The organism is Motilibacter peucedani (assembly GCF_003634695.1).
Lineage (GTDB): Bacteria > Actinomycetota > Actinomycetes > Motilibacterales > Motilibacteraceae > Motilibacter > Motilibacter peucedani.
In genome coordinates this window covers 89,346-102,425 of sequence record NZ_RBWV01000017.1, presented here as the reverse complement: position 1 = coordinate 102,425, position 13,080 = coordinate 89,346, and the positions used below count along the sequence as shown (strand labels likewise).

Genomic DNA, 13,080 nt, shown 5'->3' with positions numbered 1-13,080 from the left:
GCGATGCTGGCACGGCTCCGCCGCCGTCCCAGAAGGGCCCCGCTCCGTGCACCTCAGGCTCCCCGTCCTGCGTCCGCTCGTCGCCCTCGGGGCCGTCGCAGCTCTCGTGACCGCCGCCGCCCCGGCAGCGAACGCCGCGACCGCCCGCGCCCAGGTCGTCCGCGTCGCCACGTCGGCGCAGTTGGTCGCCGCGCTCGCGCACGCCCGGCCCGGCGACGTCGTCTCGCTGGCCGACGGCACCTACGACACCCACCGGGGCTTCACCGCCAGCCGCAACGGCACCGCCCGCGAGCCGATCACGCTCAAGGGCAGCCGGCGCGCGGTCGTGACCGGCGGCGGGGTGTCCGGCCACTACGGCCTCTGGATCACCGGCGACCACTGGCGGGTCGTCGGCCTCACCGTCGCGCGGGCCGACAAGGGCATCGTGCTCGACGGCTCGGTGGGCACCGTCATCGACTCGGTCGACGTCCACGACGTCGGTGCCGAGGGCATCCACTTCCGCTCGTCCTCGTCCGACGGCGTCGTCCGCCGCTCCACGGTCCGCCGCACCGGCCGCGTCAAGGCGCAGTTCGGGGAGGGCGTCTACGTCGGCTCGGCCCACACCAACTGGCGCTCGAAGCACAAGGGCGTCCGCTTCGGCGAGCACGGCGGGCACGGCCCCGACCGCAGCGACCGGGTGGTCGTCGAGCGCAACGCGTTCTCCGACACCACCGCCGAGGCGGTCGACGTCAAGGAGGGCACCACCGGAGGCGTGATCCGCGCCAACACCTTCCGCAACACTGCCTACGCCGGAGGCCAGTTCGCCGACTCGTGGGTCGACGTGAAGGGCAACGGCTGGACCGTCAGCGGCAACCGCGGCACCGGCCCGGCGACCGCGTGCCCGACAGCCGCCCCGTGCCGCGACGCCTTCCAGGTGCACTCGGTGCTCCCCGGCTGGGGCACGGGCAACCTCTTCGCGGGCAACACCGTCCAGGGCGGGGTCCCCGGCTACGTGGTGGCTGTCGAGCCAGCCGACCCCGCGCTGGGCACCGTGGTGCGGTGCGACGACACCGGTGCGGCTGCCGGCACCAGCAACCTGCCGTGCGTGCCGTGAGCGAGGCAGCTCGTGGCTGAGGTGCTGCGCGGCGTCATCCCCGTCGCGCCCACGGTCTTCGACGAGGACGAGCGGCTCGACCTCGACGGGCAGCGGCGGGTCACCGACTTCCTCGTCGACGCGGGCTCAGCGGCGATCTGCGTGCTGGCGAACTACTCCGAGCAGTTCTCGCTCAGCGATGACGAGCGCCTCGCGGTGCTGGAGACCACGATGGGCCACGTGGCCGGCCGCGTGCCGGTCATCGTGACGACCAGCTCCTACAGCGCACGCATCGCCCGTCAGCGCTGCCTCGACGCCGAGCGGCGCGGTGCCGACGTCGTGATGCTCATGCCGCCGTTCTTCGGCGCCACGATGTCCGTGCCCGCGCGCGCTGTCGTCGACTGGTTCGAGCGGGTCACCGACGGCCTCGCGGTCGACGTCATAATCCAGGACGCACCCATGAGCCCGACGCTGCTGTCCGTCGACCTGATCGCCGAGCTCGCCCGACGGGTGCCGCAGCTGCGCCACGCGAAGATCGAGATGCCCCGCACGGCCGAGAAGGTACGCGCGCTGGCCACCGCCGCCGGCGACGACCTCCCCGGGCTCTACGACGGCGAGGAGGCGATCACGCTGGTCCCCGACCTCGACGCCGGCGTCACCGCCACGATGAGCTCGGCGTCGGTGCCCGACGTGCTGGCCGCCGTCGTCGCGGACTACGCAGCGGGCGAGCGCGACGCGGCCGTCGCGCGGTGGGAGGCGGTGCTCCCGCTCATCCACTACGAGAACCGGCAGGTCGGCCTCGCCGCCGCCAAGGTGCTGCTCGCCGAGGGCGGCGTCATCGGCTCGGCGCGCTGCCGGTCGCCGTTCCCCGAGCCCTCGCCCGTGGTGCGCGCCGAGCTGGTCGAGCTGGCCCGGCGCAGGGACCCGCTCGTGCTCCGCTGGGCCTGAGCGGCCGTCAGGGCCAGGTGCGGGCCAGCCGCGCGAACGTCTCGTCGTCGCTGTGCTGCGGTATCACGCAGAGCAGGTGGCCGCCCGGCGCCCGCAGCGTCCTGCAGTCGAGCCAGCGCCCGACCTCCACGGCCCCGAGGGCGAGCAGGCGCGCGGTCTCCGCGTCGAGGTCGTCGGTCTCGATGTCGATGTGGAAGCGCGGCGCGTCGTCGACCGCCTGGACCGACACGACGAGGTCGGGGAACGCGCCGGGCAGGTCGGTGAACTGCTCCTCGCCCTCCACCGGCCGGGCCGGCACGCCCAGGGCCGACGACCAGAAGCCCGCAGTGGACCCGGCCTGGGCGGCGGGCGTGTCGATCAACAGGGTCGAGAACCGGCTCCGGTGCACCCGGCGCACGCTAGCAGCGGGCGTACGCCGTGGTCCGCTGTGCGTCCGTCAGCTCGCCGGAGCTCGTCACCCGCAGCTCGACCCGGTCGGCGCGGAACAGGTCGTGGGCGTGCTCGAAGGGCGAGCCGTCGGCGTCGACCGTCGTGCGCGTGATCGCCAGCAGGGGAGCGCCGACCGCCACCCCCAGCGTGGTCGCCTCCTGGGGACCGGCGGCCACGGCGGTGATCCGCTCGTCGGCCGCGCCCAGGCGCACGCCGTAGGCCCCGGCCAGCAGCTCGTAGAGCGAGCCGTCGAGGCGGCGTCGCGGCAGGTCGGGGAACCGCGCCGCCGGGAGCACCGCCTGCTCGATCGAGAGGGGCACCTCGTCGGCCGAGCGCAGTCGCAGGACCTCCACCACCGGCGCGCCGGGCGCCAGGCGCAGCTCGGTGCCGGTCCGCAGGGAGGCGGCGACGACGCGCACCGCGAGCACGCGCGTCGCGGCGGCGAAGCCCTGCTCGGTGAGCATCGCCGGCACACCGCGCAGGAGGCCGAGGTCGCGCTGCACGCGAGGTCCCGCGACGTACGTGCCGCCGCGGCGCCCGGGGACCCGGCGCACCACGCCCTCGTCCTCGAGCGACGCGAGCGCCTGGCGCAGCGTCGAGCGGCTGCACGACAGCTGCTGTGCGAGCCCGCGCTCACCGCCGAGCCGCGACCCGGGGCCTTGCCCGGGGGCAGCGGCCAGCACCAGCAGCCGGTGCCGCACCTGCTCCGCCGTGCTGCCCAGGCGCGCCCGCACGGCGCCGGGCGCGGTGTCGACCCCGGCGGCGCCCGTCACGCCAGGGCCGAGGGCGACTCGGGCAGCACCTGGCCCCCGTCGACCACCAGCGCCTGCCCGGTCACGTAGCCCGCCTCGCGCGAGGCGAAGAACAGCGCTGCGTGCCCGATGTCCTCCACGGAGCCGAGCCGGCGGAGGGGGATGACGGCTTCGGTGGAGCGCAGGTAGTCCTCGCCCATCTCGGCGAGTCCCTCGGTGGCGATGTTGCCGGGGAGCACCGCGTTGACGGTGATGCCGTGCGGTGCCAGCTCGACCGCCGCCGTGCGCATGTAGCCGAGCTGCGCGGCCTTGCTCGCGCCGTAGTGCGCCCAGCCGGGATAGCCCGTCACCGGACCGGTGATCGAGGAGGTCAGCACCACGCGACCCCGGCCGCTCGCGACGAGCAGGGGCAGGCAGGCGCGCACAGCGAGCATCGTGCCCTTGACGTTGGTGGCGTAGACGAGGTCCATGTCGGCCTCGCTCATCGTCGACAGCGGCGACTCGGGGAAGATGCCCGCGTTGGCGCAGAGGACGTCGAGCCCGCCGTGGCGGTCGGCAGCCGCAGCAGCCACCTCCTGGGCGTCGGCCGCGCTCGCGGCCTCCGCGGCGACGAACGACACCCGGCCGCCGAGCTCGCCCAGCTCCTTCGCCGCCAGGTGTCCGCGCTCCTCGTCGCGCCCGGTGATGAGCACCTGCGCGCCCGCCCGCGCGAAGACCGCGGCGATGCCGCGGCCGATGCCACGCGTACCACCTGTGACCACTATGGAGAGGCCGTCGACGTCGAACATCCTGCTGCCACCTGCCTTCTGGTCCGTGTGCGGGAGGGTGCCGGTCATGGCCAGAGCGACCCGCCGCCCGAGGTGAGGAAGCGCTCGGCCAGCTCGCAACTGTCGCGCGTGAACCCGACGCCCATGGCCCGGGCCTGCTCGGTCTCCGAGTGCGAGCCGATCCACGCGAGCAGCAGGATCCGGCGCAGCATGACGAAGGTGGGCAGCATGGCCTCGTCCCCGTCGCTCAACGGCGCCTCGCTGCGGTAGCCGTCGACCCAGGCGGCGACGAGCTCGGGCGCCTCCGGGAGGTGCTCGATGAACGACAGCGAGGCGGCCAGGTCGTAGAGGTACCAGCTGAACCCGCAGTCGTCGAAGTCGATGACCGTCACGTCGTCGCCGTCCACCAGCAGGTTCGCCAGCCGCATGTCCGCGTGCACGAGCCCGAACCGGTCCGGGTCGTCGCCGTAGCCCGCGAGCCTGCGCCGCACCAGCCCGGCGGCGGCACCGAGCACCTCGAGCTCCGAGCGGCCGACGCCCAGCCCGTCCTGCCACCGGCCCCAGTGCCCGCCGCTGCCGATCGACGTGTCAGCGTCCCAGCGGAACCGCTGGAAGCCGGTCGGCCGGGACCAGCCCCGGGCATGGGCGTGCAGGCGCGCGGTGAGTGCGCCCAGGCGTGGGAACGAGGGCAGCAGCCTGGTCTCGTCCGGGTGCACGCCGGGCACGTGCGCGAAGAGGACCGCGTGGCGCCCGCCCGGCGCGAGCACCGCGACGCGCTCGCCCGACACGGTGGGAATGACCGGCGGCGTACGCACCACCCCCTCCGCGCGGAGCGCGGAGACCCACGCGAGCTCGCTCTCGATCGCGTCGCGGGAGTGGTAGCCCGGACGGTTCAGCCGCAGCACCAGGGCTTCGGCGCCCTCTGGCTGGACGAGGAAGGTCGCGTTCTCGGAGACGCTGAGCAGGCGGACCGCACTTCCCTCGAGCCCGTAGCAGGGAAGCGCCCTGGCCGCCTGCTCCTCCCAGGTCGCCGGAGCGGCGGCGGGCTGCGCGGTCACGCGTGCCCCTCCGCGGTGCGGGCCACGGCGGCCTCCAGCCGGTCCAGCACCCGCAGCGCGGTCTCGTCGTCGAGGAGCAGGCCCGGCTTCCACTGCAGGACGCGTGGGTCGAGCGAGGAGAAGATCGCCCAGACGCCGGACTCGTAGAGCGCGCGCATGACCGGCTTGGCGCCCTCGGCCGTGGCGAAGACCAGGCCCATGACGAGCCCGTCCTGGCGGACCTCGACGAGCCAGTCGGGGAACGCGTCACGCAGCGCGCCCAGCCGCTCGGCGAACAGCGCCGAGAGCTCGGCTACCCGCACCGCAGTCTCGACGCGCTGGGTCATCTCGAGCACCTTGAGCGCCACCACGCAGCCGAGCTCCGCGCCGCCGAACGTCGAGATGTGGGCGAACCCGTCCTCCTCGAGCCAGCCGCCCGCCCTCTCTCCGAGCAGGACGGCCGAGACGGGGTAGAGCCCGCCCGAGAGCCCCTTCGCCGTCACCAGGACGTCGGGCTGCACGTCGTGCTTGCTGATGGCCCACAGCTCGCCGGTGCGCATGAGCCCCGTCTGCACCTCGTCGGCGACGTAGAGCGTGCCGTGCAGGTCGCAGAGGTCCTTGACGGCGCGCAGATAGCCGGGTGCCGGCATGGGGAAGCCGTAGGTCGCGGGGATCGTCTCGAGGATGACGGCCGCGGCGTCACCGGGGGCGAGTGCCGCCTCCATCGCCTCGAGGTCGTTGAACGGCACCTGCACGAACTCGTCCGGCTGGTCGGCGAGGAAGATCTCGGCGTACCTCGCGTCACCCGTGGCGACAGCGAGACCGGTGTGGCCGTGGTAGCCCTTGACGATCGAGACGATCTTGCGCCGCTTGGTGGCGTAGCGCGCGCTCTTGAGCGCGATGTCGATGGCCTCGCCACCGCCGCTGCCGTAGGCGACGTGCTTCAGCCCCGGCGGCGCGCTGGCGACGAGCTCCCTCGCCAGCGCCGCGCGGGCGACGGACGGGAAGTGGTGGTTGCCGATGTCGAAGCGGCCCAGCGCCTCGACGAGGGTCGCGGTCAGCTCGGGGTTGCGGTGGCCCAGGTTGTAGGTGCCGCCGTTGAGGTGCATGTCCACCAGCTCGCGCCCGGCCATGTCGGTCAGCACGTAGCCCGAGCGCTCGCCGATGACGAGCGGCACGCCCGCGTCCGACCAGAAGCGCGTCTTGCCCGGGTTCCAGAACCGGTCGGAGAGCTCGAGGACCTCGTCCTTGTCGATCGGCAGGTCCGGCAGCAGGGTCGTCACCGTCGTCATGCGCCCAGGATCGTGCGGGAAGTGTTTCCGGCAGGGACGGCTGATGTAAAAGGCGTGAAAAGGCTTGCTCGTCGGCCTTGTGGCAGCCTCCCGCGCCCGTCAGCATCGCAGCCACCGCATACCGGAAGGGAGGGCTGCCGGATGACCGCGCAGACCCAGACCTCGTCCGCCACGCCGGCCCTGCCGGCGCAGCGCGAGGGTGTCCAGCGCCTCAAGCCCGGAGCCGTCGGGCTCGTGGGCGTCCTGTTCATGGCGCTCGCCAACGCGGCGCCCATCACGGCGATGACCGGCAACCTGCCCATCGCGGTGGGCTACGGCAACGGTGTCGGGGCGCCCGCGGGCTTCTTCTTCGCCACCGTCGTGCTCACCGTCTTCTCCGTCGGCTACGTCGCGATGGCCAAGCACATCACGGCCACCGGCGCGTTCTACGGGTTCATCTCCCACGGCCTCGGACAGGCATGGGGAATGGCGTCGGGATTCCTCGCCACCATGGCCTACGTGGTCTTCGAGGCCTCCCTGGTCGGCATCTTCTCCTCCTTCGCCAAGACCACGGTCGAGGCCTTCGACGGCCCGTCGATCAGCTGGATCGCCTACGCCCTGGCGTGCATCGTGGTGATCGCCGCCCTCGGCTACTTCGACATCAGCCTTTCGGGCATCGTGCTCGGTGTCTTCCTCGTCACGGAGGTGGCGCTGCTGGCGATCCTCGCCGTGCGCATCCTCTTCGACGGTGGCGGCCCGGACGGCTTCCTGCCCAGCGCCATCAACCCGGCGAAGGCCTTCTCCTCCGCGCCCACCAGTGCAGACGGCGCGATCGTCGGCACGGCCGGGCTCGGGCTCTTCTTCGCCTTCTGGTCCTGGGTGGGCTTCGAGACCACCGCGGTCTACGGCGAGGAGTCGCGCAACCCGAGGAAGATCGTGCCTCGCGCCACCCTCATGGCCGTCATCGGGCTCGGGCTGTTCTACACGTTCGTGTCGTGGATGGTCCTCGCTGCCAACGGGTCGGCCAAGTCGGTGGACGTCTCGCGCGGCTCCACCGGCAACGCGTTCGACCTGTTCTTCGAGCCCACCAAGGCGCTGCTCGGCTCGGCGTCCCTCGACGTCTACAAGGTGCTGACCGTCACCGGCTCCTTCGCCTGCGCACTGGCGTTCCACAACGCCGCCTCCCGCTACCTGTACGCGTTGGCGCGCGAGGGCCACAGCGCCGGCCTCGCCCGCACGCTCGGCTCGACGCACCCCACCCACGGGTCGCCGCACATCGCCTCTGTCGTGCAGAGCGTCGTCACGCTCGCCATCACGCTCGGCTTCTTCTGGCTGCAGCACCCGACCAAGGCCGCGCCGGACGTCGCCTACATCCACCTCTACGGGCTGATGGCGATCCTCGGGACGATGGCCATCATGATCGTGCAGGGCATCTGCTCGGTGTCGGTCATCTGGTACTTCCACGTCAAGAAGGAGCACCCGGAGACCGCGTCGTGGTGGCGCACGCTCCTCTGCCCGCTCGTGGGCGCTGTCGCCATGGGCTACGTGGTCTTCCTGCTCTTCCAGAACCTGGACTTCGCGGCGGGTGCCGCATCCGGCAGTCCGGTGTTCAAGGCCACGCCCTACCTCGTGGTCGGGGTGTTCCTGCTCGGTCTGGTCTGCGCGCTCGTCATCCGGTCGCGCGACCGCGCCAGCTACGACCGCATCGGTCGCACCGTCATGGAGCACGAGACACCGGCACACCTCTCCGACCGGGTCGCGGTCTGAGCGGCGTGCTGCGCTGGGAGCCCGACCCCGAGGCCGACCCCGCCGGACAGGTCTACACGTTCGGCGGGGCGGCCCCGGTCGCCACGCTCGCGCCGGGCAGCCTGCTGGACACCTGGACGCTCGACTGCTTCGGCGGCCGGGTCACCTCCGTGGACCACCTGGCCAGCCAGCGGGTCGACCCGCGCTACCTCAACCCTCAGACAGGGCCCTTCTGGGTGGAGGGAGCCGAGCCGGGCGATGCCGTGGCGGTCCACTTCGCCTCCATCACCCCGCGCTACGCCCGCGGGGTGAGCAGCACCGTGCCGTTCTTCGGGGCGCTGACCTCGACCGGGCGCACGATGACGCTGCAGCCGGCGCTCCAGGAGCGGACATGGGTCTACGAGATCGACGTCCCGGGCGGCGTCGTCCGCTACGCGGCGCTCGACTCGCCCTTCACGGCCGACCTACCGCTGGACCCGATGCACGGGACCGTGGGAGTCGCCCCGCCCCTCGGTGAGGTCCGGTCGTCGCTGACCCCCGGGTCCTGGGGAGGCAACATGGACACGCCGGAGATGCGGGCCGGCACCACGTGCTACCTGGGCGTCAACGTCCCCGGGGCGATGCTGAGCCTCGGCGACGGCCACGCGAGGCAGGGCGAGGGCGAGACCTGCGGGGTCGCCGTCGAGTGCGCCATGGACACCGTCGTGGCCGTCGACCTCGTCAAGGGCGTCGGGCCGGCGTGGCCGCGGCTGGAGGACGACACCCACATCATGGTCGTCGGCTCAGCGCGTCCGCTCGAGGACGCGTTCCGCATCGCGCACGCCGAGCTGGTCGCCTGGGTGGCCGAGCTGACGGGCCTCTCGTTGCTCGACGCCTACCAGCTGGTGTCGCAGACCGCGCTGACGCCCGTTGCCAACGTCGTCGACACCGACTACTCGGTCGTCGCGAAGGTGCCGAAGTCGGTGCTGGGCGCGGTCAGCGTGATGGGCGGCGCGCACGAGCGGCTTCAGGCGCTCGGGGGCCGGGCATGACGTGGTCCGCGAGCGTACGCGGTGAGACCTTCCGCTTCGCCGACCTGCGCGAGCTGCTCGCCAAGGCCAACGAGGAGAAGTCCGGCGACCAGCTCGCGGGCATCGCCGCCGGCAGCCGGCGCGAGCGGGTGGCGGCCAAGACAGCGCTGGCCGACGTGCGGCTCGGCGACATCGTCGCCGACCCGGTCATCGACGACAGCACCACCGAGGCGCTGCTCGCCGCCCACGACAGCGACGCCTTCGCCGAGATCGCCTCCCTCACGGTCGGCGAGCTGCGTGAGCTGGTGCTGCACCCGTCCTTCGCGCAGGACTGGCCACGGCTCGCGGGCGCGATCACGCCAGAAGTGGCTGCCGCGACGGCGAAGCTGATGAGCAACCTCGACCTGGTCGCCGCCGCCCACCCGTTGCGGGTGATCACCACGTGCCGCACGACCATGGGCGAGCCGGGGGTGCTCGGCTGCCGGGTGCAGCCGAACCACCCGGCCGACGACGTACGCGGCATCCTCCTCTCCGCGCTCGACGGCCTGCTGCTCGGCTGCGGCGACGCCCTCATCGGCGTCAACCCGGCGACCGACTCCGTGGACTCCTGCGCCGCGGTCCTGCACGGCCTGGCCGCCTTCGTGGACCGCCTGGCCCTGCCGACCCAGACCTGCGTCCTGGCCCATGTCACGACGCAGCTGGCGGCCCTCGAGCGGGGCGCGCCGGTGGACCTGCTCTTCCAGTCGGTCGCCGGGACCACCGCGGCCAACGCGAGCTTCGGCATCGACCTGGCGCTGCTGGCGGAGGGGCGGGAGGCGGCGCTCGAGTCGCACCGCGGCCGCGGCTACGCGGGCGAGCACGTCACCTACTTCGAGACCGGGCAGGGCAGTGCGCTCTCCGCAGAGGCGCACGCGGGCACCGACCAGCTCGTCTGCGAGGCGCGCGCACAGGCCGTCGCGCGGCTCTTCGACCCCTTCCTGGTCAACTCGGTCGTCGGCTTCATCGGCCCGGAGTACCTCGCCGATGCCAGGCAGATCACCCGCGCGGGGCTCGAGGACCACTTCGTCGGCAAGCTCATGGGCCTGCCCATGGGGTGCGACATCTGCTACACCAACCACGTCGACGCCGACCAGGACAGCAACGACGACCTGCTGCTGCTGCTGGCGTCGGCGGGCTGCACGTTCGTGATGGGCGTCCCCGCCAGCGACGACGTCATGCTCCACTACCAGTCCACCAGCTACCACGACGTCGCCACGGCGCGCCGCGTCCTCGGGCTCCGCCCGGGGCGTGAGCTCGTGGAGTGGCTGGAGGCAGCAGGGCTGTGGAGGGGCGGTGCGCTCGTCGACACGTCCGCGTCCGCCCTCCCCGGGGGCGCGCCCGGACGCGTGCTGGCGGAGCTGACCGCATGACGGGCGACGAGCTCTTCGGGGCGCGCGAGCTGGAGTCGTTGGCCGCGGTGCGCGCCCGGGTCGCCGGTGTCACGCCGGCGAGGCTGCTCGTCGGCCGGGCCGGCACGTCCTACTCCACGCGTACGCTGCTCACCCTCCGCGCCGACCACGCCGCCGCTCGGGACGCCGTCACCGCGCCGCTCGACCTCGAGGACGGGCCGCTGGCCGCAGCCCTGCGCGACGTCGGCGCGCTCGTGGTCTCCTCGCGCGCCCGCACGCTGCAGGAGCACCTTCGCCGTCCCGACCTCGGGCGCCTGCTCGACGAGGACGACCGCGGGCTGGTCCGCGACCGGTGCCCCGCCGACGTCGACCTGCAGGTGGTCGTGGGCGACGGGCTGTCGGCCGCGGCCGTGGCGGTGCACGTGCCCGTCGTCCTGCCGGCGCTGCTGGCCGCTGCGCGTGACGCCGGCTGGTCGGTGGGTCTGCCGGTCCTGGTGCGCAGGTGCCGGGTGGGCGTGCTCAACGACGTGGGCGAGGTGCTGCGCCCGCGCGCGGCGGTGCTGCTGGTGGGGGAGCGGCCAGGTCTCGCCTACGCCGAGAGCCTGTCCGCCTACGTCGCCTGGCGTCCCGGGCCCGGGCAGACCGACGCCGACCGGGTGGTGCTCTCCGGCATCAGCGCGGGCCACCGGCAGGGCCTCCCCGCGCACCGGGCCGCGGAAGCCGTCCTGGCCGCCGTCGCCTCGCGGCTCAGCCCTGAGCGGCGGCCCGGTCTGCAGGGGGGTCCAACCTCGTCAGCAGGGCGGCCAGCTCGGTGAGCTCGGTCGCGGTCAGCTGCTGCAGCGGGGGAGGCGCGGCGCCGATGACCGCCCGTGCCTCGGCCAGGGTCTCGGTGCCCTTGTCGGTGAGGGCGACGAGCTTGCGCCGGCGGTCGGCCGGGTCGGCCGTCCGCTCGACGAGGCCGAGCGCCTCCAGCGAGTTGACGATGACCGTGGTGTAGGGCCGGTCCACCTGGAGCGCCTCGGCCAGCTCGCTGTGGGCCCGCGGGCCGTCCTCGAGCAGCATGAGCAGCTTGATCCGGCCACGCCCGGTGCCCAGCGCGAGCCCGAGGTGCTCGCGGAGCTGGCGGCGCGCCGCGTACGCCTCGACGAACCCCTGCAGCTGGGCCCACACCTGCTCAGGCGTCGGCGAGCTCACGCGACCCCTCCTCCTCGAAACCGGCGCTGACGCGGGCGGCAGTGCGCAGCGCGCCCGGTCCGGTGGCCAGCACGCCCAGCACCGCGACCACGACTCCGCAGCCGGCGGTGACGCCCCAGACGGCGTGGCTCGCCCGCGCGAAGGCCGCGCCCGACGTGCCCGCCACGAGCGACCCGCTGACCGCGACGCCGAGCGACGCCCCCACCTGCCGACTGGTCGAGGCGACCGCCGCGGCCACGCCGGCCTGCGAGCGCGGCATCCCCGAGGTGGCGGTGTTGGTGATCGGCGCGTTCACGAGCCCGAAGCCGAGGCCCACCAGTGCGTACGCCAGCAGCAAGTGGCCTGTCGAGGTCTGCGGCGAGAGCCGCAGCAGCAGCGCCGATCCCGCGACGGTCGCGACGCCGGCGAGCACGAGGGGTACGCGTGGGCCGCGGCTCGCGACCAGCCGCCCGGAGAGCGGGGCGCAGACCCCGGCGACCAGCGCCATGGGCAGCGTGCGGAGGCCGGCCTCGACGGGGGAGCAGCCGCGTACCTGCTGCAGGTAGAGGGTGTTGACGAACAGGAAGGTGCCGAGGACGGCGAACGCCGCGACCGCGGTGACCGTCGCCGCGGTGAACGGCACCGAGCGGAAGAACCGCAGCTCCAGCAAGGGTTCGCTCAGGCGCAGCTCGACGACCAGCAGCGCGACCAGTGCGGCTGCCGCGACGGCGTAGAGCCCGAGGCTGCCCGGTGAGGTCCACCCGCGCTCGGGCGCCTCGATGATCGCGTAGGTCAACGACCCCAGGAACACGACGACCAGGGCCTGGCCCGTCGGGTCCAGGGCCCGGGCGCGTGCGGCGCGCGACTCCGGGACGACCAGGTTCGTCAGCACGAGGGCGAGGATGCCGATGGGCACGTTGACCCAGAAGACCGCGCGCCACCCGAGCGAGTCGACGAGCGCTCCGCCGACCAGCGGGCCGAGCGCCATGCTGACCCCGACGACACCGCCCCAGACGCCGATGGCGCGAGCGCGCTCGCGCGGGTCGCGGAAGGTGTTGACGAGGATCGCCATGGCCACCGGGTTCAGCATCGAGCCGCCCACCGCCTGCACCATGCGGAACAGCACCAGTGCCCAGAGCGCCGGCGCCAGGCTGCAGAGCAGCGACCCCGCGGTGAAGAGGACGAGCCCCGTGCGGAAGACCCGCTTCCTGCCGAGGCGGTCGCCGAGCGAGCCCGAGAGCATCAGCAGCATCGCCAGCACGAGCGTGTAGGCGTCGACGATCCACTGCAGGCCACTGAGTGGTGCGTGGAAGTCGCGGCTGACGGCGGGCAGCGCGACGTTGACGATCGTCACGTCGAGGCTCACCAGCAGCAGGCTCATGCAGCAGACGCCGAGCACCAGCCAGCGCCGGTCATCCGTTGTAGTCACACCACCATTGTGCGACTACAACGGTCGGATGGCAAGCACCGGCTCGGCACAGGAGCCC

The 13,080-nt window shown here is 73.3% G+C and carries 13 protein-coding genes; 6 read left to right on the top strand and 7 right to left on the bottom strand.

The features are described from left to right. The first annotated feature begins 46 nt into the window (after positions 1–46). Both CLV35_RS19120 and CLV35_RS19115 read left to right on the top strand, forming a co-directional pair. Positions 47–1,093: a right-handed parallel beta-helix repeat-containing protein gene (locus tag CLV35_RS19120; protein WP_121195106.1), complete on the top strand. Its 1,047-nt coding sequence runs from the start codon at positions 47–49 to the stop codon at positions 1,091–1,093. A gap of 12 nt (positions 1,094–1,105) precedes the next feature. Beyond that, positions 1,106–2,020, top strand: coding sequence for a dihydrodipicolinate synthase family protein (locus CLV35_RS19115; RefSeq protein ID WP_121195105.1), 915 nt, complete (start codon positions 1,106–1,108; stop codon positions 2,018–2,020). A 7-nt stretch (positions 2,021–2,027) separates the two neighbouring features. Here CLV35_RS19115 and CLV35_RS19110 read toward each other — a convergent pair whose 3' ends face one another. Genes CLV35_RS19110 through CLV35_RS19090 form a run of 5 tightly spaced genes read right to left on the bottom strand, consistent with a single transcriptional unit; the run spans position 2,028 to position 6,297 of the window. Further along, complete coding sequence (locus CLV35_RS19110) at positions 2,028–2,408, bottom strand: VOC family protein (RefSeq protein ID WP_121195206.1); 381 nt, start codon at positions 2,406–2,408, stop codon at positions 2,028–2,030. Between the two features lie 10 nt (positions 2,409–2,418). Then, entirely contained in the window at positions 2,419–3,222 is an 804-nt protein-coding gene (locus CLV35_RS19105; protein WP_121195104.1) for a GntR family transcriptional regulator, read from the bottom strand. Next, positions 3,219–3,989, bottom strand: coding sequence for a 3-oxoacyl-ACP reductase FabG (gene fabG, locus CLV35_RS19100; protein ID WP_121195103.1), 771 nt, complete (start codon positions 3,987–3,989; stop codon positions 3,219–3,221). Before fabG ends, CLV35_RS19105 begins: the two co-directional genes overlap by 4 nt. Positions 3,990–4,033: 44 nt before the next feature. Then, positions 4,034–5,026, bottom strand: a complete 993-nt coding sequence (locus CLV35_RS19095; RefSeq protein ID WP_121195102.1) for a phosphotransferase enzyme family protein — start codon at positions 5,024–5,026, stop codon at positions 4,034–4,036. Beyond that, the gene (locus CLV35_RS19090; protein WP_121195101.1) at positions 5,023–6,297 is read right to left on the bottom strand and encodes a class-III pyridoxal-phosphate-dependent aminotransferase; all 1,275 of its coding nucleotides are present in this window, start codon (positions 6,295–6,297) and stop codon (positions 5,023–5,025) included. The genes CLV35_RS19095 and CLV35_RS19090 overlap by 4 nt, the downstream gene beginning before the upstream one ends. A 141-nt stretch (positions 6,298–6,438) precedes the next feature. Between CLV35_RS19090 and CLV35_RS19085 the strand changes: the two genes are divergently transcribed. The 4 genes from CLV35_RS19085 to CLV35_RS19070 are packed head-to-tail and all read left to right on the top strand — an operon-like array spanning position 6,439 to position 11,235. Beyond that, on the top strand, positions 6,439–8,043 hold the full coding sequence (locus tag CLV35_RS19085; protein ID WP_121195100.1) for an APC family permease: 1,605 nt from the start codon (positions 6,439–6,441) through the stop codon (positions 8,041–8,043). Positions 8,044–8,048: 5 nt separating this feature from the next. Continuing rightward, a complete protein-coding gene (locus CLV35_RS19080; RefSeq protein WP_121195099.1) occupies positions 8,049–9,053 on the top strand; it encodes an acetamidase/formamidase family protein in 1,005 nt (334 codons plus the stop codon). Next, positions 9,050–10,441 (top strand): ethanolamine ammonia-lyase subunit EutB, encoded by a 1,392-nt coding sequence (eutB, locus tag CLV35_RS19075; protein WP_121195098.1) that lies wholly within the window; start codon positions 9,050–9,052, stop codon positions 10,439–10,441. The genes CLV35_RS19080 and eutB overlap by 4 nt, the downstream gene beginning before the upstream one ends. Then, positions 10,438–11,235: an ethanolamine ammonia-lyase light chain EutC gene (locus tag CLV35_RS19070; protein WP_121195097.1), complete on the top strand. Its 798-nt coding sequence runs from the start codon at positions 10,438–10,440 to the stop codon at positions 11,233–11,235. The genes eutB and CLV35_RS19070 overlap by 4 nt, the downstream gene beginning before the upstream one ends. Here CLV35_RS19070 and CLV35_RS19065 read toward each other — a convergent pair. Together CLV35_RS19065 and CLV35_RS19060 are read right to left on the bottom strand one after the other, a co-directional pair. Continuing rightward, positions 11,168–11,614 (bottom strand): MarR family winged helix-turn-helix transcriptional regulator, encoded by a 447-nt coding sequence (locus tag CLV35_RS19065; protein ID WP_231122064.1) that lies wholly within the window; start codon positions 11,612–11,614, stop codon positions 11,168–11,170. The genes CLV35_RS19070 and CLV35_RS19065 overlap by 68 nt on opposite strands. Beyond that, entirely contained in the window at positions 11,595–13,022 is a 1,428-nt protein-coding gene (locus CLV35_RS19060) for an MFS transporter (RefSeq protein WP_231122063.1), read from the bottom strand. Before CLV35_RS19060 ends, CLV35_RS19065 begins: the two co-directional genes overlap by 20 nt. Positions 13,023–13,080: the final 58 nt, after the last annotated feature.